We start from the raw sequence: 16,913 nt of genomic DNA, 5'->3' as shown, positions 1-16,913 counted from the left end.
TGCGGCGCGGCCGGCCGCGTCAGGAGGAGCGGGTGGCGCAAGTGGGTGGCGTCAGGACCGGTGGCGCTGGTGGGTGGCGTCGGCGAGGGTGGCGAAGATCTGGACCATGGCCGACTGGTTGAGCGTCGCGGCCGGCGCGGCGGGGTCGTAGTCGCCGCCGTTGGAGGGCTGGAAGCGGAACAGGCCGTTCGTGGCGTCGCGGTTGGTCCGGTAGGTGCTGTCCGCGTACGCGCTCATGGTCTTGAGGTAGGCCCCGTCGGGTCGGACGGCGTCCAGGTCGAGCAGGTCCTTGAAGTAGAAGGCGTTGAAGACGGCCGGCTGGTCGTGCAGTCGGCTGCCCTCGGTCCAGTACGCCAGGGAGCCGCGGGCGTCCTCGACTGCCTTGCGCAGGTAGCCGGCGTCACCGGTGGCGCGGTGGAGGGCGGTGGCGGTGCCGATCATGGCGCCCGAGTTGTACGTCCACAGCGTCCCGTTGGTGCTGCCGTCGTCGCCGCGGTCGTTGGCGTACAGGCCGGGTGCGGTGCGCATGCACGAGTACACCCAGCCGTACCACTGCTCGGCCTTGGCGAGGTGGGCGGGGTCGCGGGTGTGCTGGTAGAGCCGGGCGGCGAGCTGGGCGGAAAGGGCGGTGACGTTGGTGGCCCGGATGGTGTTGCCGGGACCGTCGTACCAGTCCATGCCGCCGGGGCACGCCTTGGTGGTGTCGTCGTCCCAGGCCCGGGAGACGACCGGCACGACCGCTTCGGCCCGCTCCAGGTACCGCTTGTCGCCGGTCGCCTCGTACTGGTCCAGCTGGGACAGGGCGACGACGGCGTTGTCGTCGTAGTACACGTCGCCGCCGGTGCCCAGGGGGGCGGGCAGGTACGACTCGTAGCCCGGTCGCTCACCGGGGGTGTAGTAGAGCTCGGCCGTCTCGAGGCGCTCGGTGGCGTCGCGGCGGTAGGCGGCCCCGGTGCGCGGGAGGTGCTGCATGTCGACGGCCGCCTGGGCGGCCTCGCGGAACGGCCACAGGTAGGAGTGCTCGGGGTCGGAGGCCTGGCGGGGGGTGTGCTCCAGGTACAGCCCGTGGCGGCCGGGGCCCTCGTACAAGTGCTTCTGCAGGGCACGGTAGGCGCCGGTGGCGCGGTCGGCCCACTGGGCGGAGGAGAGCGGGCGGGGGTGTGTGGGGCTCTGGGCGTCCGCGGGGGTCCGGGCCTGTGCGGGGGCGGCGGCCCAGAGCAGTCCGGCGCAGAGGACGGGGGCTACGGCGCGGGTGAGCAGCGATCTCGGCATGACGGTGTCCCTTCGCGATGATGAGGGCGTTGCGGGAGAGGCGACGGGCAGGAGTGCGGGCTCAGCGGTGGATCTTGAGGCTGCTGACGAAGAAGCGCTGGGCGGAGAAGAACAGCAGCAGCGTCGGCAGCGAGACCAGCAGGGCGCCGGCCAGGACGATGGGCGGGCCGACGTTGGAGTAGTTGCCCTGGAGGTCGGCGAGCGCGGCCATGACGGGGCGGATGTTGCGGCTCGTGACCATGGTGATGCCGAACATCAGGTCGTTCCAGACGGCCACGAACTGGAACACGAACACGGCGATCATGGCGGACCGGGTCAGTGGGACGTGAATCTGCCAGAACACCCGCCACCACGAGGCGCCGTCCATGCGCGCGGCCTCCACCACCTCACGCGGCAGTGTCAGGGCGTAGTTGCGCATGACGAAGAAGGCGAACGGGACCGCGATGGCCGTGTAGATCAGCACCAGGCCGATCTGGGTGTCGTAGAGCGAGGTGTGTGCGTAGGACAGGAACAGCGGCCTGAGGAAGACCTGGAGGGGCAGGAGGGTGCCGGAGTAGATCACCCAGAACCACAGGGCCTGCCTCCTGACCGGCATGACGATCGTGGCGAAGGCGGCGAAGCCGGCGATCACCGCGGCGGCCACGGCGCTGACCACGGAGTACAGGAGGCTGTTGCCGAGCGCGGGGCCCAGGTCGGCCTTCTCCCAGGCCTGGGACATGTTGTCGAACAGCCCGAACTCCCGGGGCAGCCAGTGCGGGCTGCCCGTGTAACTCCCGGCGGGTACGAGCGCGTTGACGACCAGGAGCCAGGTGGGGATCAGCCACAGCAGGGCGAGCACCCCGATGACGGCGTTGCGCAGAAGTCGGCCGAGGGGCATCGTCATTCACCTTTCACGTCGAGCTGGCGGCGCAGGTAGAGCCAGGAGGCCGCCAGCACGATCACGGTGAGGACGACCGCGATGGCCGCTCCCGCGCCGGGCCGCAGCTCAAGGAAGGTTTCGTTGTACATGGAGACGGCGAGCGTCTCGGTGGCCCGTCCGGGGCCGCCCTGGGTGAGCACCCAGATCAGGTCGAAGGACTTGAGGCCGTTGACCAGGCTCATGCCGATCACGATGATCGAGACCGGACGGAGCTGGGGCAGGACGATGTGCCAGAACTGCTGCCGCCCGTCGGCGCCGTCCAGGGCGCCGGCCTCCAGGGTCTCGGGCGGGATGGACTGGAGTCCGACGAGGAAGAGGATGACGGCGACGCCGGTGGCCTGCCAGGCGTTGGCGAGGATCATCACTACGGTGTTGCCGGGCCAGGTCAGCAGCCAGCCCTGGGCCAGCGAGTCGAGTCCCATGCCGGTCAGGACCTGGTTGACGGCACCGTCGGTGGTGAGCATGAAGTTCCACACCACCGCGACCGCGGACCCGGAGAGCGCGTAGGGCAGGACGACGCACAGCCGCGCGAGGCGCGAGAAGCGGCCGGCGTTGGTCATGCAGGCGATCGCGAGCCCGAGCACGAAGGGGAGGGCGACCGTGCCCACCACCCACATCAGCGTGTTCTGGATGGAGCGGGCCAGGGCCGGGTCGGACGCGAAGAGCGCGTAGTTGTCGAACCAGCTGAACGGCGAGGTCCGGGTGTCGCTGAAGAAGCCGCGGTGGATGGTCCACACGAACGGCGCCAGCAGGAACAGTGTGACGAGCAGGACCGCCGGGGCCATGAAGCCGGCGGCCGCCGCCCGTTCCCGCACGGCGACCCACCGGTGGGTCCGGGGGGTGGGCGGGGTGCGCCGGGGGGCCTTGGGTCCGGCGGCGGTCGGAGGGCGTCGGTCGGTCACAGGAGTGCTCATGCTTCGTCTCGCTTCCAGGCCGCCCATTCGCCGTTCGCGCGCTCCTGCATCCGGCGCAGGGTGGTGGCCGGGGAGGTCTGCCCGGCCATGAATCCGCCGAGGTCGTTGGTGTTGCCCTGAATGAGGCTGGGCGGGCTGGCCTCCCAGTAGCGGACCAGGGCCGTCCGGCGGTTGCGGGCGATGTCCCGCTGGAGCTCGGCCACCACCGGGTTGCCGGCGCGCACCGTGGGGTTGGCGGAGCTGTCCTGGAGGAAGTCGCTCCACACTCGCTGGACGGAGGGCGTGAGCCACGCGCCGACGTTGGCCGTCGCCGCCTCGTGCGAGGAGGCGCGGCCGGGCACCACGAAGACCCCCGACTCGGCGATCACGCTCTTGGGCGTGGAGGGCCGCACCGTCGGCAGGATGAAGGCGCCGTAGTCGGTGCCGGGTTTCATGCCCGCGGCCGACATGCCGGAGGCCTGCCAGGTGCCGTGCAGGAACATGCCCACCGTGCCCTCCTTCAGCGCGCCGGGGCCGCGGGCCTGGTCGAAGTCGGGGGGCGTCATCCAGCCCCTGCGCATGAAGTCGTGCCAGATGTCCATCGCTTGGCGGGCCGGTTCGTCGGTGTAGGAGGCCTCGCCGGCCACCAGGCGCCCGTAGAAGCCGGGGTCGACCTTGCTGACCAGTTCCTGGAACCACTCGATCGCGGGCCAGCCGCCCACCTGGCTGGCGAGGAACGGGGTGATCCCGTTGCGCTTGAGGACTTCCGCGCAGTGCAGCAATTGGTCCCAGCTGCCCGGGGCGGACAGGCCGAGCTTCCGGAACACGGGCTTGCTGTAGAAGAGCACGTAGTACGACTCGTACAGCGGGATACCGAACGCTTTGCCGCGGTAGGAGACCGCCTCCCGGGACGTGCCGCGCACCCACCCCTTGGCCGCGTATCCCTCCCAGACGTGCGTCAGGTCGGTGAGCCCACCGGCCCGCGCCAGGCGTTTGAGCTGGTAGCCAGACGCCCACTTGACGAGGTCCGAGGCCTTGGAGGTCTGCAGGGTCATCTGTACGACCTGCTGGTACGAGGTGACCGACGGATTCGACAGCGGCCGCAGCGCGAAACCGGTGATCTTCTTCAGTTCCCGGCCGGCCGCGCGGTAGCCGTCGTCCCAGGTGGCGTTGTCGTTGGAAATGCTCGTGGTCCCCGGCTGCGCGGATGTGCTCGCTCCCCGTGCGCAGCCCCCCGCCGTGAGGGCGGCCGCACCGGCGGCCGCCCCGACGAGGAGGCGGCGCCGGGCAAGCGGCGCGGTCGCGCTGCTGGTCCTGCCCGATGCTGACATGGATCACCTTCACGGAATCGGGCCACCTGCATGGCCGGATGTGAATCACGGGGCACGCGGGACCCGTTGAGGCCCGGAGTTGCCCGGTGCGTGTTGCCTGGAGGTTAACGACACCATTCCGGCCACAGCAAGGCTTCGACTCGAAGAAAATCCAGCTTCATCGCGGGACGGAGCAAACATGCAGTTCAAGCGCATGAAGGTGTAGCCGAGAGCCCGCGGAACGGGCATGGACTCCTTCAGCCATGCACTGTTATCGTTAACGAGCATCGTGGAGCCGAGTAAGGAGCAGCTGTGCCCGCGTCTCGTTCGTACGACCCCCTCCCCAGCTACGAGCCGGTCGCCGGCGAGGTCGTCACCGGCTGGCCCGCCCTGGCCGTCGGCCTGCCGCCGGGCCCGCTCGTCCTGGCCGTCGACGGTCCCGCGGCCCTGGACTGGGCCGCGCTGGCCGACGGCCTCGCCGAGGCGGTTCGCGCCGCGGGCCGCGAGGCGGACCTGGTCGACGTGCGCGCCCACTACGGGCCGGCCGCCGCCGAGCGGCTGGCGGCCCGGCCCGTTCCCGACGACGACCCGTTCTTCACCCCGCTGTCCCAGGCCCGGGTCCAGGACCTTTTCGACTCCCCTCCGCGGCCCGAGCGCCCCGGCGAAGACACGGTGGTCGTGGCGTACGGGCCGGGCGCCTCGCTGTGCGAGCCGGACCTGCTCTGGTACGCGGACCTGCCCAAGCGGTACGCCGAGGCGGCGGTGTCGAAGGGCGAGCTGCCGGTCGGCGTCAATCTGGGCCGCCCCGCCGCACCCGGTGACCTGGTGCGCCTGTTCTACACCGACTGGCCCGTGCTGGACCGGCACCGCGACGCGATCGCCGAACGGATCGACCGATGGATCGACGTCCAGGATCCGGCCGCCCCGGCCGCACTGGACGGTGCGGCCCTGCGCGCCACCCTTGCCCACCTGGCCCGGGGCCCGGTGCGCACCCGCCCGTACTTCAACTCCACCCCGTGGGGCGGCCGGTGGGCGGCAAGCGAACTCGGCTTCACCCCGCAGGCCGGCAACACGGCCCTCGGTTACGAGCTGATCGCGCCCGAGGCGGGCGTACTGGTCGGCGAGCGGGGCGGACCGCAGGTCGAGGTCCCCTTCCAGCTTCTGTGCGTCACCCACCCCGTGGACCTGCTCGGCGCGGACGTGCACCGCCGGTTCGGCACCTCCTTCCCGATCCGGTTCGACTACCTGGACACGGTGGGCGGGGGCAGCCTGTCCCTGCACCTCCACCCGCGCGAGCAGTACATGCGGGACGTGTTCGGCTGGCCGTACACCCAGCACGAGACGTACTACGTCACCGCGAGCGAGGACGGCGCCCGGGTGCTCCTCGGCCTCACCGAGGGGGCCGACGTCGACACCCTGCGGCGCCAGGTGGAGGACTCCGTCGAGAACGGCGGCCCGGTGCCCGTCGAGGACCACGTCCAGTCCCACCCTGCGACGGTGGGCCAGCTCTTCATGATCCCGGCGGGCACACCGCATGCCTCCGGCGCGGGCAACCTGGTCCTGGAGGTGAGCGCCACCCCGTACCTCTACTCCCTGCGGCTCTACGACTGGCTGCGCAAGGACGCCGCGGGTGCGTCCCGTCCACTGCCCTACGATCACGGGTTCGCCAACCTGGACACGGGCCGGCGCGGGGAGGACGTCGTCAAGGATCTCGTCCAGCAGCCGCGCACGCTGCGCGCCGGGGACGGCTGGCGCGAGGAGGTCGTCGGCGCCCTGCCCGAGATGTTCTACGCGGTGCACCGGCTCGTCGTGGAACCGGGTTCCGCGATCCCCGACGACACCGCGGGCCGCTTCCACATCCTCAACCTGGCCGCGGGCGAGGGCGCCGTCGTCGAGACGGCGGACGGCCGTACGCACCCGCTCGCCTTCGCCGAGACGCTCACCGTCCCCGCCGCGGTCGGCCCTTACCGCGTCCGCGCCCTGGGCGACACCGAGGTGCGGATCGTCAAGGCGCTGGTGGTGGAGCCGTGACCGGGTCCCCCACCGGCCGGGCCCCGCTGCCGGTCCCGGTGCTCGACATCGGCGGTACGCACGTCACCGCCGCGCTGGTGGACCTCGCCGCGAGCCGCGTGCTCCCCTCGTCGATGGTCCGCACGCCCCTGCGCTCGGACGCGGAGGCCGACGTGGTCCTCGACGCCGTCGCCGCGGCGGCCCTGGCGCTGCCCGCCGGGCACGGCCCACGCTGGGGTGTGGCGATGCCGGGTCCCTTCGACTACGCCACCGGCGTCGGCCGCTTCGCGGGGATGGGCAAGTTCGAGTCCCTGTCCGGCGTCGACGTCGGCGCCGGACTGCGCGCACGCCTGGCCGGCCGGGCGGAGCGCCTGTGCTTCCTCAATGACGCCGACGCGTTCGCCATCGGCGAGTACCGTTCCGGTGCCGCCGCGGGCCACGATCGCGTCGTCTGCCTGACTCTGGGCACGGGGGTGGGGTCCTCGTTCCTGTCCTGCGGCCGTCCCGTCCACTCCGGCCCCGTGGTGCCGCCGAGCGGCCACGTGCACCGACTGACCGTGCACGGCCGGCCCCTGGAGGACACGGTGTCGCGCAGCGGCCTCCGCGCCCACTACGCCGCGCTCCGCGGGACGGCCGCGGTCGGGGAAGGGGGCGTGGGGGTGTTCGCGGAGGGCGGCGCGGAGGTGCCCACCCGCCTCGCCACCGGTTCCGGCGCGGACGACGTACTCCTGCCCGACGTCCGGGAGATAGCCGCACGCGCCGGGAAGGGGGAGGCCGCCGCCGGCGAAGCCTTCCGCTACGCTTTCGACGCACTCGGCAGGGCCCTGGCTCCCTGGACCGACCGCTTCGAGGCGACCGCGGTGATCATCGGTGGCTCCGTGGCCCGGTCGTGGGATCTGATCCACCCCTCGCTCACCGCGGGGCTGGCCTCGGCCGGTGGACGGCGCGTACCCGTGCTGCCGGCCCGGCGGCCCGAGGAGGCCCCCTTGCTCGGCGCCGCCCACTGGGCGCGTGAGGCAGGGGACGCCCCATGAGGGCCGGGGCCGAGACGCAGACGGGCAGAGAAGGGGGCAGGAGCATGACCGCTCGCCGGGGCAGCGGGCCGACGATGCACGACGTCGGCAAGCTCGCGCAGGTCAGCGCCATGACCGTCTCACGCGTACTCAAGAACGACCCGGGCGTGTCGGAAGCGACCCGCCAGCGGGTCTTCGCGGCGGTCGACCGGCTCGGCTACCGCCGCAATCAGACCGCCCGGAGTCTCCGCCTCGGCGGCAGCGGCATGATCGGTCTCGTCGTCACCAACCTCGCCAACCCCTTCTACTCGCGCCTCGCGCTCGGCGTCCAGGAGGTGGCGACGGAGTACGGCTTCCGCATGCTGCTCAGCAACTCGGGCGAGGAGGCCGACCGGGAACCCGAACTCATCGACGGACTCGTCGACCACCAGGTCGAAGGGCTGATCGTCGTACCGGCGGGCAGCCGGCAGCAGCACCTGGCCGCGGCCATGCGGCACGTCCCGGTCGTCTTCGCCGCCCGGCCGCCCGCCGGTCTGGACACGGACTGCGTGCTGGTCGAGGACTTCCACGGCGCGCGCGAGGCCACCGCCTGCCTCCTGGCCGACGGACACACCCGCGTCGCCTTCCTCGGCAACCCGCCGGCGCTCTACACCGGTGCCGAGCGCCTGCGCGGGTTCTGGGCGGCGCACGAGGAGGTCGGCACCGAGCCGGACCACTCCCTGATCTGCCAGGGCCTGGTCGACTCCGCGGCCGCGGAGCGGGCCACCCTGGACCTGCTCGAGCGGGTCGATGGCCCCACCGCGCTCTTCTGCACCAACAACCGCATCAGTCAGGGCGCCATCCGGGCCCTGTACAAGGCCGGGACCACCCTGCCCGTCGCCGGCTTCGACGACTTCGACCTGTCCGACGTCCTCGGGCTGCCACTGACCCTCGTCTCCTACGACGCCGACGAGATCGGCCGCCAGGCCGCACGTCTGCTGATCGACCGCCTGGAACAGGATGACGCGGCGCCGCGGGCCTCCCGCCGCGTCACCGTCCCCACCCACGTGGTCCGCCACGGAGCCGCCACCGGGAACGGGCCCGACCGCCCGTCGGCCGGCACCTGACACCCGCGTCCCCACCACGCACCCGCCGGCGCCGGACCCACTCCCACGTTGCGGGACGCACCCGCAGCCGATGCGAGACGCACCTCCAGCCGATCGCCGAAAGGCCGACCCATGGGCTCCCTCAGCTTCCCCACCAGCGTCAAGGACCACCCCACCGTGCGGGAGGCGGTCCGACGACTCGACGACCTCGGTGATCCGCGCTTCGGCCGGATGCTGACGCGCTGCCTGGACGACACCCTGGCCCGCACGGTCCGGCCGATGCCCGATGGCACAGCGTTCGTCGTGACCGGCGACATCCCCGCCATGTGGTTGCGCGACTCCACCACGCAGCTGATGCCTTACCTGGCCCTGCTGCGCGACGACGACGGCCTTCAGGAACTGGTACTCGCCGTGCTGCGCCGCCAGTTCGCCCAGATCGCCCGCGATCCGTACGCCAACGCCTTCAACGCCGGACCGTCCGGCCAGGCCCACGACCCGGCGGACCTGTGCGAGGACCCCTGGGTGTGGGAGGAGAAGTACGAGGTCGACTCTCTCGCGCTCCCCCTCCTGCTGGCCCACCGCTTCTCGGTGGCGACGGGGCGGACGGACCACGTCCCGGACACCCTGCGGACCGCGCGCACGGTCATCGCGCTGTGGCGCACGGAGCAGGACCACGAACGCCTCTCCACGTACCGCTTCCGCCGCGAGGGCGGCTCACCGAGCGACACACTGCCGAACGCGGGCCAGGGCACGCCCGTCGCCCGGACCGGCATGACGTGGAGCGGCTTCCGGCCCAGTGACGACGCCTGCGCCTACGGGTACAACGTCCCCGCGAACCTGTGCGCCGCCGCCGCCCTCGACGCCGTCGCCGAACTGGCCCGCCCCGCCCGTGACATGGAGCTGGCCGAGAACGCAGCCCACCTCGCAGCGGAGCTGCGGGAAGCCACCTCGCGGCACGGCACCGTGGAGCACTCCGAGTTCGGCACGATCTACGCGTACGAGGTGGACGGCCACGGCAACGCGCTGCTGATGGACGACGCCAACATGCCCGGACTGCTCTCGCTGCCCCTGATCGCGAACGTTCCCGTCACGGACCCGCTCTACCTCGCCACACGACGGTTCCTACTCTCCCCGGCCAACCCCACCTGGCACCGGGGCACCGCCGCCGAGGGCATCGGCAGCCCGCACACACCCGACGAGCACATCTGGCCGATCGCCATTGCCGTGCAGGGCCTGACCGGCGGCGAGCACGAGCGCCTGACGGCTCTGCGCACGCTCGTGACGACCGACGCGGGCACGGGCCAGATGCACGAGTCGTTCCACAAGGACGACCCCCGCCGCTTCACCCGCCCCTGGTTCTCGTGGGCGAACGCGATGTACGCCGAACTCGCCCTGGACGTCACCGGCCTCGGCACCCGCCCGCTGTGGTGCACTCCTACGACCCTCTGAGACAGAACTTCGTCCCGTCTCGAATCCCCGCTCAATGCCCGGACACGGGACCGTCGACCACCGCTCGGGAGAAGCCCACGACGTTCGCGCCGCGCAGCTTCGCGAGGAGGACCTCGTGCGGCCGGGGCCACACGCCGACCGCAGTCCACTCGAACTGCTGCAGGGCCTGCATGCTCCTATCCGGCAACCGCTCAGCCATCGGCCGGCTCGACGTCCGCCGGCCGTCGTCCATCGGGCCCCGCAGATCACACTCGCCCCGGAGCCGTCCACCCGCTCGCGGTGACATCCACCCTTTGCACGTGTGATCCACTCGCCCGCCACACCCCCGTCACCCGTCCGGACCGCTCGGCGGTGCTGGACAACGCCCCGAAAGGCAGTGTCATCAGCAATCAGACTCCGTTCCCCGGGAAGAGTGGACATGAAGCGAATAGCGCACGCCCGTCCCCGACGCATCCTTCCGCTCGCGGTGATTCTTCCCGCGACCGCCCTTATAGCCGCCGGCCCCTCAGGGGCCTCCGAGAGCGGCGGCGACACCACGGCGTCGCACAAGAGCGGAATGCCGACGGTTGTGCTGGTACACGGAGCCTGGGCAGACGCCTCGGGCTGGAACGAGGTCACCGAAAGCCTGCAGGCCCAGGGGTACCCGGTCGTCGCCACCGCCAACCCGCTGCGGAGCCTGTCGGGCGACTCGGACTACCTTGCCGCCCGGATCAAGACCATCAAGGGCCCCATCGTCCTGGTCGGCCACTCATACGGCGGCGCGGTGATCACCAACGCCGCAGCCGGCAATCCCAACGTCAAGTCCCTCGTCTACATCGCAGCGTTCGCCCCTGACAAGGGAGAAGGCACGCTGCAACTGGCCGCCAAATACCCCGGCAGCCGCCTCACGGACGACCCCAAGGCCCCTGTGCCCACCGCACTCAATGCCGTCCCGATCGGCAGCGGCCCCACCGACGTGGACCTGTACATCAAGCCCGAAAAGTACAGCGACGTCTTCCTGAGCAACCGGCTCGATGAGAGCCGTGCCAACGCCCTGGCCGCCTCCCAGCGCCCTGCGACCCCCGTCACCGGCGCGGAGCCCTCCAAGGCCGCCGCCTGGAAGACAATTCCCTCCTGGTACCTGGTGGCAACGGACGACCGCACCATCGGGACCGACAACCTGCGCTTCATGGCAAAGCGCGCTGGTTCCACCACGGTTGAGGTGGACGCCCCGCACGCCGTCATGGAGACCAACCCCGGCGACGTCACCCGACTGATCCTCCAGGCCGCCGACGACGCCCGCCCCAGCCTCGCCAAGACCGGCGCCTCGACCCCGGCGCTCGCCCTTGCAGGTGTCTCCCTGCTGACCCTCGCCGGGGGCACCACCCTCCTCCTGCGTGCGCGCCGCTCCACCCAGAGCACCTGAGCACCGCACCGCCGGACAGTTCACGCGCCGGATCGGTTCATCCGCCACCGGTCACGGCACCCCAGGAGACTTTCAGTCATTCACTCGGGGCCCACCGGTGCCATCGGGGCGGTCAAAGCCGTGCTGGCGCTGCGGCACCACACCATCCCGCCAGTCGCCACCCACACCACTGCCGACCCGAAGATCGACCCAGGCTGGGGCGAACGGCTTGGCGGTGCCCCGGGCACGGAACTGTCCGGGGCATCCTGCCGCGACCTCGCGGACAACCGCCGCTTCGGCCTCATCCGCCGACAGACTCCAGCGCAGCTTGGTACCCACCGACTCGGCGATATAGCGGCATTGCACCTCGGCGGCCGACGTCAGCCACGTCGCCGGGCCCTGGTCGGACTTGGACCTGCTGCCTGAGACCGGAGCAAGGGCCGGCTGACCGCAGGACGCGGCCTGCGGTTACCGACGACCAAGATCCACACGCTGTCGGCGTACGGACATTTCTCCCCGGCCGCGTGCAGACGAATATCCCCAGCATTGACCGCGGTCAGCAGTGCGACAGAGGATCTCGGTTGAGATGGATGCTCCGACCAGGGACACTCGCGCGGTGAGCTGTAGCACTTCATTTGAAGCGATCGAGCGAGGGTGGGACAAGCCCTGGTATCGGATCCGCATGGAGGACTTCGACGCGTCGTTCCTGCCAAGTGACGGCGAGGACTTGGACGAGGTCTGCAACGTCGACGTCTTCGTGACTCTGAAGAATGGGTCTCGTTGGACTGCGACTGTGTTCACCGTCGTGGAAGTCGAGCGTCTGATGAGGCTCTGGGCAGGGACCGACGAGGCCCTCGGGGGCCGGTACTTCTGGGTTTCGGACGGTCTGATCGTCAGGGATCCCGGCATCGACAACATGACCACCGTGATCGCCGGACTGATCGAGAACGGCGAGTTCTCCGAGATCTTTCAGCGGGTGATCAACGCCTGATCGAGTGCCCGGCCGGCTGAAGCGACGTGGGGCGTCAGGCCACGTCGCTGTCCCGCTCGATCCCCTTGAAAATGTCTGCCAGAGACATCCGGCAGAGCGACCTTTTCGCTCAGTACGCACTGGTGGCCACCGTCAAAGCCCCGCAACACGCGGGACTTCCGTCGGACGGGGGCTGCGTGCACGCAGTGCTTTCTTCCAGTACGACACGGACAGGCAGGTGCACGCCCAAGGCTGCGCGGACGACCCGCCCTTCTGAAGCGACCTCTTAGTCGTTGAGCGTGCTGAAGAGACTGTTGAGGCCCTCCGCGAGCAGCGGGTGGGTGAAGATGGTGTTCGCCATGTCGCTGGACGAGAGCTTGCCCAACATGGCGACCTGGATGATGGACATGATCTCGCCGCCTTCCGCGCCCAGTACGGCGGCGCCGAGGATCTGGTGGGTGTCGGCGTCGACGACGGCTTTCATGAAGCCGCGGGTCTCCCCGGCCTCGATGGCCCGGATGACCGCACTCATGGGCAGTTTGGCGATGCGCACTGCGCGGTTCTGTTCCCTGGCCTGGCGCTCGGACATGCCGACGCGGCCGAACTGCGGGTCGATGAACACGGTGTAAGGGACGATCCTGTCCCGAGTGCTCGCCTTCTTATGGGTGAGCAGGTTGGTGTGGAGGATGCGGTAGTCGTCGTACGAAAGGTGGGTGAAGGCTGGTCCGCCTTTGATGTCGCCCATGGCGTAGACGCCCGGTACGGAGGTTTCCAGGTACTCGTCGACTTCGATGAAGCCCCTGTCGTCCAGGCGGATACCGGCGGCGGCAGGCGCGAGTGCCTCCGTGTTGGGGACGCGCCCGATGGCCGACAGCAGGTGGGACCCCTCGATCCATCGCTCGCCCTCCGCCGTGCGAAGCAACAGGCGCAGCCTCCCCTCGCCGGCGTCTTCGACCCGCTCCGGCGTGGCCGAGGTCAGGATGGTGATCCCCTCATCGCGCAGGATGCCGGCAACCGTGTCGGAGACGTCGTCGTCCTCTGGCATCATCAGGCGGGAGCGGGCCTGGACGATCGTGACCTCGCTGCCGAACCTCCGGAACATCTGTCCGAACTCCAAGCCGATGTAGCCCCCGCCGAGGACAATGAGATGCTCGGGGCACTCATCGAGTTCCATGATCGACGTGGAGTCCAGAACGGGTACGTCTCGTGCACCGTCCAGTGCCAGCGGCCTGGACCTGGCGCCTGCGTCGACAATGATCACGGGCGCGCCAAGCGTCCGCGTCCCGCCGTCCTTCATGGCGACCTCGACCGTCTTGGGGCCGGTGAACTTGGCTTCCCCTTCGATCAGCTCAAGTCCGTCCTGCGCCAGGCGGCTGACGTAGTTCTCCCGCGCGCCGGCGACCATTCCGCGCTTACGCTCCCGCACAGCCGCGAGGTCCACCGACACCGGACCGGTCCGCACGCCGTACTCCGAGGCGCGGCGCGCCAGATGAGCAACACGCGCACTGGCCACCATCGTCTTGGTCGGAGTGCACCCGGTGTTCACACAGACCCCACCGACGTGGTCCCGCTCGACGAGGGCCACGCTCTTGCCCGCCTTCGCCAGATCGATCGGGAGGAATCGGCCGCCTTGGCTTGTCCCGATCACGATCACGTCGTAGCTCTCACCCGCCATACCTCAAACGTAAGCCTCTGCACTCGCACTCGCACACGCGCGTAGCGGCTCGAAGGACATCGGCGGCCGGTTGATCACCCACGGGCTGCGGGACTGCGGGAATTCAGCTCCCAAGATGCCCAGGTCCCTTCCTGGCCACGTAGGTCAGGCTGGGCGTCACGAGGTGGCGGTAGAGGGACGGGCGCGGGTGTCCCTCGCGCGTCGGCGCGTATCGCACGCCGTGATTCGCTGGCCTGCTGGGTGCTCCCGGCGGGGCCCGCGTGGCACGAGCCTGGGAGGGTTCGGGGCGGTCGCTCTACCGGTAGCCGGCCATCCGCGCGTGGGTGCGGCGAGTGAGTTCGAGGGCGTGGGCGGCGGGCTAGATGTCGTGGTGGGTGAGGTGGCCGGCGGCCTGGTGGGTGAGGAAGATGCCGCGGGTTCTGTCGCGGGTGGCGGGCAGGAGGTGTTCGCTCTGGGTGAGGAGTTGGTGTCCGCGGCCATCCTCGACTGCCGGCAGATGGCGCACTCCGACCTCGCGTTCGTTCACGCGCACCAAGGCGCCGGCGATCCCGGTCGGCGCCCCGTACGGTCACGACGTTCCACCGGCGAATCGTAGAAGCCGCGGCGTTCACGCCAAAACCGCCCGGGGCAGCAGCCGAACTGGGCATGAGCAACGCCCCGGACGAGGCCCTGGTTGAACGGGTCCGCGGGCGTTGGGAGCGTAAGCACCCACACCCGCAGAGACGATGGGCGGCGGTCAGCGGGAGGCGAGGGGCGTCTCGGACTCGACGCGGGTGAGTTTCTCGGGATTGCGCACGTAGTAGAGGCCGGTCACACGGGCGTCTTCCACAGCAAGGGCGAGTACTCCGTCGATCGCACCGTCCAGGCGCAGGACGAGGCCGGGGTTCCCGTTGACCGTCGTGGGCACGCTGGTGAATGTGCCCCCGGCCTTGGTAAGGCTGCCGGCCATGTAGCGCAGTACGTTGTCGACTCCCTCAACCGGTCGCAGGGCTGCCAGGCGAAGGCCGCCGCCATCGCTGACGAAGACGACGTCCGGAGCGAGTACGTCGAGCAGCGCCTGAAGGTCCCCCGTCTCGAGCGCGGTCCGGAACGAGTCGAGGGCCGCTTCCGCCTGCCTCGGGGATGCCGTGGCCCGGGGACGCCGAGCGTCGACGTGCAGGCGGGCCCGGTAGGCGATCTGACGGGCTGCGGTGGGAGTCTTGCCGATCGCGGCCGCGATGTCGTCGTAGCCGAAGTCGAAAACCTCGTGCAGCACGAAGACGGCGCGTTCGGTGGGTGAGAGCGTTTCGAGGACGAGCATGAGCGCCAGCGACAGGTGCTCGGAGAGCTCGGTGTTCTCAGCTACATCGGGGGAGGTCAGAAGAGGCTCCGGCAGCCACGGGCCGACGTAGGTCTCCTTGCGCCGTTTGAGGGTGCGCAGCCGGTTGAGTGCCTGCCGTGTCGTGATGCGTACCAAGTAGGCACGCGTGTCACGCACCTGCCCCAGATCCACCCTCACCCAGCGCAGCCAGGCTTCCTGGAGAACGTCCTCGGCGTCCGCCGCGGAACCCAGCATTTCGTAGGCGACGGTGAACAGCAGGTCGCGGTGGGCGACGAAGATTTCCGTCGCGTGATCGTGGACGGGATCGTTCATCTGAGCTGCGCTTTCTTGGATCTCACGGGCAGATGCGTCGCGCGCTCATGGCACGACGCCGGCCCGCACTTGATTCGGCTACTGTCCTTGGACGCGCGCGACGTTCTCCGCACGTGGCGCGCGGGAACTGGCCTTCCGCGCCCCGGACACCAACTTGTTGAGGGTGAAGCGGCAGGCGATCTCCTTGACGCCGGCGCCGGGTCCGCCGCCGATGCTGAGCGCGTTCACCCTGTCGTTGGGGTAGGAGAACTGCGTGACGCCCTCGCCCCGACCGAGACTGAGGCACTGCCCGGCGAAGAACATGCGGACGGGTGTGGGCTTCCTCCCCATGATGCGGCGCAGAATCGTCTCGGCAGCCGCCGGGCCCAGTTGCACGGCAGCCTGGCAGCTCATCCGGAAGGGGTGGTCCGGCATCACTCCTGCGTCCCCGGCGGCGACGATGCGCCCGTCGTCGACACTCGTCAGCGTGACATCGGTGACCAAGCGGCCCTCAGCATCGGTGTGCAGCCCGCTGCGGGCAGCCAGATCCGGGAACTGAAATCCCGCGGTCCAGACCGTAACCGCGCTGGGCAGAGTTCGGCCGTCGTCGAGCCGCACACCATCGCCTGACACTTCCGTCACCTGCGTCCGAGGGCCTTCGAGGACGGTGATCCCCAGCCTGGCGAGCCGTCGGGCGACCGGGCGGCGCACTCGGGGGTGCAGGGACGGGCCGAGCACGTTGCCGCAAACGATCGTCACGTCACGGCCCGCTTCTGCCAGCTCGGCGGCCGTCTCCAGACCGGTCGGACCGGACCCGACCACCGTCACCGGCGCTGAGAGAGGGGTCGCGGCCAGCGTGGACCTCAGCCGTTGCGCGCCCTCCAGGTCCGATACCCAGTGGGCGAACTCCATCGCTCCGGCGACACCAGGATCGGCGGCACCACTGCCGACCGCGTAGACCAGGTAGTCGTAGGAGACCGAGCCGCCTCCTGCGAGCGATACCCGGCGTTCGGCAGCCTCGATCCGGGTCACGGAGTCAACCATCAGGCGAACGTTCCGGCCAAGAACATCACCGAAGTCCTCGATCGCGTCATCGGAGCCTGCAACCAATTGGTGCAGGCGGATCCGCGAGACGAAGTCGGGCCGCGGATTGACCAGGGTCACCGAGACGCCGTCATGCCGAGCCAGCCGATTGGCGGCCGTCACGCCTGCGTACCCACCGCCGACCACGACCACGTCTACGTTGTCGTTCATCATGTCTCCCTCGTGTTGTGCACTCGCCCTGGAGACACCGGCCGGACAGCAGGCATAACAAGATCCG

Annotated in this window: 16 protein-coding genes; 6 read left to right on the top strand and 10 right to left on the bottom strand. The window is 70.2% G+C overall.

Annotation, left to right across the window (positions count from 1 at the left end):
- Positions 1-51: 51 nt before the first annotated feature.
- From ACGF3J_RS31760 to ACGF3J_RS31745, 4 genes are all read right to left on the bottom strand, one after another.
- Positions 52-1,272 (bottom strand): glycoside hydrolase family 76 protein, encoded by a 1,221-nt coding sequence (locus tag ACGF3J_RS31760; protein ID WP_393855338.1) that lies wholly within the window; start codon positions 1,270-1,272, stop codon positions 52-54.
- Between the two features lie 61 nt (positions 1,273-1,333).
- Positions 1,334-2,155: a carbohydrate ABC transporter permease gene (locus tag ACGF3J_RS31755; protein WP_161330929.1), complete on the bottom strand. Its 822-nt coding sequence runs from the start codon at positions 2,153-2,155 to the stop codon at positions 1,334-1,336.
- On the bottom strand, positions 2,152-3,105 hold the full coding sequence (locus ACGF3J_RS31750) for a carbohydrate ABC transporter permease (protein ID WP_393855337.1): 954 nt from the start codon (positions 3,103-3,105) through the stop codon (positions 2,152-2,154). The genes ACGF3J_RS31755 and ACGF3J_RS31750 overlap by 4 nt, the downstream gene beginning before the upstream one ends.
- The gene (locus tag ACGF3J_RS31745) at positions 3,102-4,415 is read right to left on the bottom strand and encodes an ABC transporter substrate-binding protein (RefSeq protein ID WP_161330927.1); all 1,314 of its coding nucleotides are present in this window, start codon (positions 4,413-4,415) and stop codon (positions 3,102-3,104) included. The genes ACGF3J_RS31750 and ACGF3J_RS31745 overlap by 4 nt, the downstream gene beginning before the upstream one ends.
- 291 nt (positions 4,416-4,706) lie before the next feature.
- Here ACGF3J_RS31745 and ACGF3J_RS31740 point away from each other — a divergent pair, with 291 nt between their 5' ends.
- The 4 genes from ACGF3J_RS31740 (at position 4,707) to ACGF3J_RS31725 (ending at position 9,951) form a co-directional block, all read left to right on the top strand.
- Positions 4,707-6,425 (top strand): class I mannose-6-phosphate isomerase, encoded by a 1,719-nt coding sequence (locus tag ACGF3J_RS31740; RefSeq protein ID WP_393855336.1) that lies wholly within the window; start codon positions 4,707-4,709, stop codon positions 6,423-6,425.
- Positions 6,422-7,438, top strand: a complete 1,017-nt coding sequence (locus ACGF3J_RS31735) for an ROK family protein (RefSeq protein WP_393855335.1) — start codon at positions 6,422-6,424, stop codon at positions 7,436-7,438. Before ACGF3J_RS31740 ends, ACGF3J_RS31735 begins: the two co-directional genes overlap by 4 nt.
- 44 nt (positions 7,439-7,482) lie before the next feature.
- Positions 7,483-8,523: a LacI family DNA-binding transcriptional regulator gene (locus ACGF3J_RS31730; protein ID WP_393855334.1), complete on the top strand. Its 1,041-nt coding sequence runs from the start codon at positions 7,483-7,485 to the stop codon at positions 8,521-8,523.
- 111 nt (positions 8,524-8,634) lie between these two features.
- Positions 8,635-9,951, top strand: a complete 1,317-nt coding sequence (locus ACGF3J_RS31725; RefSeq protein ID WP_393855333.1) for a glycoside hydrolase family 125 protein — start codon at positions 8,635-8,637, stop codon at positions 9,949-9,951.
- A 31-nt stretch (positions 9,952-9,982) separates the two neighbouring features.
- Here ACGF3J_RS31725 and ACGF3J_RS31720 read toward each other — a convergent pair whose 3' ends face one another.
- Entirely contained in the window at positions 9,983-10,123 is a 141-nt protein-coding gene (locus tag ACGF3J_RS31720) for a hypothetical protein (protein ID WP_393855332.1), read from the bottom strand.
- Positions 10,124-10,369: 246 nt separating this feature from the next.
- Here ACGF3J_RS31720 and ACGF3J_RS31715 point away from each other — a divergent pair, with 246 nt between their 5' ends.
- Positions 10,370-11,356 carry an alpha/beta fold hydrolase gene (locus ACGF3J_RS31715; RefSeq protein ID WP_393855331.1) on the top strand — a complete coding sequence of 329 codons (987 nt, stop codon included), beginning with the start codon at positions 10,370-10,372 and terminating at the stop codon, positions 11,354-11,356.
- Between the two features lie 72 nt (positions 11,357-11,428).
- Here ACGF3J_RS31715 and ACGF3J_RS31710 read toward each other — a convergent pair whose 3' ends face one another.
- Positions 11,429-11,674 (bottom strand): hypothetical protein, encoded by a 246-nt coding sequence (locus ACGF3J_RS31710; protein WP_393855330.1) that lies wholly within the window; start codon positions 11,672-11,674, stop codon positions 11,429-11,431.
- A gap of 277 nt (positions 11,675-11,951) precedes the next feature.
- Between ACGF3J_RS31710 and ACGF3J_RS31705 the strand changes: the two genes are divergently transcribed.
- Complete coding sequence (locus tag ACGF3J_RS31705; protein ID WP_161327834.1) at positions 11,952-12,326, top strand: hypothetical protein; 375 nt, start codon at positions 11,952-11,954, stop codon at positions 12,324-12,326.
- 265 nt (positions 12,327-12,591) lie between these two features.
- Here ACGF3J_RS31705 and ACGF3J_RS31700 read toward each other — a convergent pair whose 3' ends face one another.
- The 4 genes from ACGF3J_RS31700 to ACGF3J_RS31685 form a co-directional block, all read right to left on the bottom strand.
- Positions 12,592-13,980 (bottom strand): mercuric reductase, encoded by a 1,389-nt coding sequence (locus ACGF3J_RS31700; RefSeq protein ID WP_393855329.1) that lies wholly within the window; start codon positions 13,978-13,980, stop codon positions 12,592-12,594.
- A gap of 358 nt (positions 13,981-14,338) precedes the next feature.
- On the bottom strand, positions 14,339-14,506 hold the full coding sequence (locus ACGF3J_RS31695) for a hypothetical protein (protein ID WP_393855328.1): 168 nt from the start codon (positions 14,504-14,506) through the stop codon (positions 14,339-14,341).
- Positions 14,507-14,716: 210 nt separating this feature from the next.
- The gene (locus ACGF3J_RS31690) at positions 14,717-15,613 is read right to left on the bottom strand and encodes an RNA polymerase sigma-70 factor (RefSeq protein ID WP_393855327.1); all 897 of its coding nucleotides are present in this window, start codon (positions 15,611-15,613) and stop codon (positions 14,717-14,719) included.
- Positions 15,614-15,691: 78 nt separating this feature from the next.
- Positions 15,692-16,846, bottom strand: a complete 1,155-nt coding sequence (locus ACGF3J_RS31685) for an NAD(P)/FAD-dependent oxidoreductase (RefSeq protein WP_393855354.1) — start codon at positions 16,844-16,846, stop codon at positions 15,692-15,694.
- Positions 16,847-16,913 lie beyond the last annotated feature (67 nt).

It is taken from the genome of Streptomyces sp. NPDC048171 (assembly GCF_043202655.1).
GTDB lineage: Bacteria > Actinomycetota > Actinomycetes > Streptomycetales > Streptomycetaceae > Streptomyces.
Note: the sequence above shows the minus strand (reverse complement) of the source record. Positions and strands in the feature narration are given on the sequence as shown.

Bases quoted from the DNA above. Each gene is read 5' to 3' on its own strand.
- ACGF3J_RS31715 (WP_393855331.1), top strand. From the start codon at position 10,370: ATGAAGCGAATAGCGCACGCCCGTCCCCGACGCATCCTTCCGCTCGCG.
- ACGF3J_RS31745 (WP_161330927.1), bottom strand. From the start codon at position 4,415: ATGTCAGCATCGGGCAGGACCAGCAGCGCGACCGCGCCGCTTGCCCGG.
- ACGF3J_RS31730 (WP_393855334.1), top strand. From the start codon at position 7,483: ATGACCGCTCGCCGGGGCAGCGGGCCGACGATGCACGACGTCGGCAAG.
- ACGF3J_RS31755 (WP_161330929.1), bottom strand. From the start codon at position 2,155: ATGACGATGCCCCTCGGCCGACTTCTGCGCAACGCCGTCATCGGGGTG.
- ACGF3J_RS31760 (WP_393855338.1), bottom strand. From the start codon at position 1,272: ATGCCGAGATCGCTGCTCACCCGCGCCGTAGCCCCCGTCCTCTGCGCC.
- ACGF3J_RS31750 (WP_393855337.1), bottom strand. From the start codon at position 3,105: ATGAGCACTCCTGTGACCGACCGACGCCCTCCGACCGCCGCCGGACCC.
- ACGF3J_RS31685 (WP_393855354.1), bottom strand. From the start codon at position 16,846: ATGAACGACAACGTAGACGTGGTCGTGGTCGGCGGTGGGTACGCAGGC.
- ACGF3J_RS31720 (WP_393855332.1), bottom strand. From the start codon at position 10,123: ATGCAGGCCCTGCAGCAGTTCGAGTGGACTGCGGTCGGCGTGTGGCCC.
- ACGF3J_RS31690 (WP_393855327.1), bottom strand. From the start codon at position 15,613: ATGAACGATCCCGTCCACGATCACGCGACGGAAATCTTCGTCGCCCAC.
- ACGF3J_RS31725 (WP_393855333.1), top strand. From the start codon at position 8,635: ATGGGCTCCCTCAGCTTCCCCACCAGCGTCAAGGACCACCCCACCGTG.
- ACGF3J_RS31700 (WP_393855329.1), bottom strand. From the start codon at position 13,980: ATGGCGGGTGAGAGCTACGACGTGATCGTGATCGGGACAAGCCAAGGC.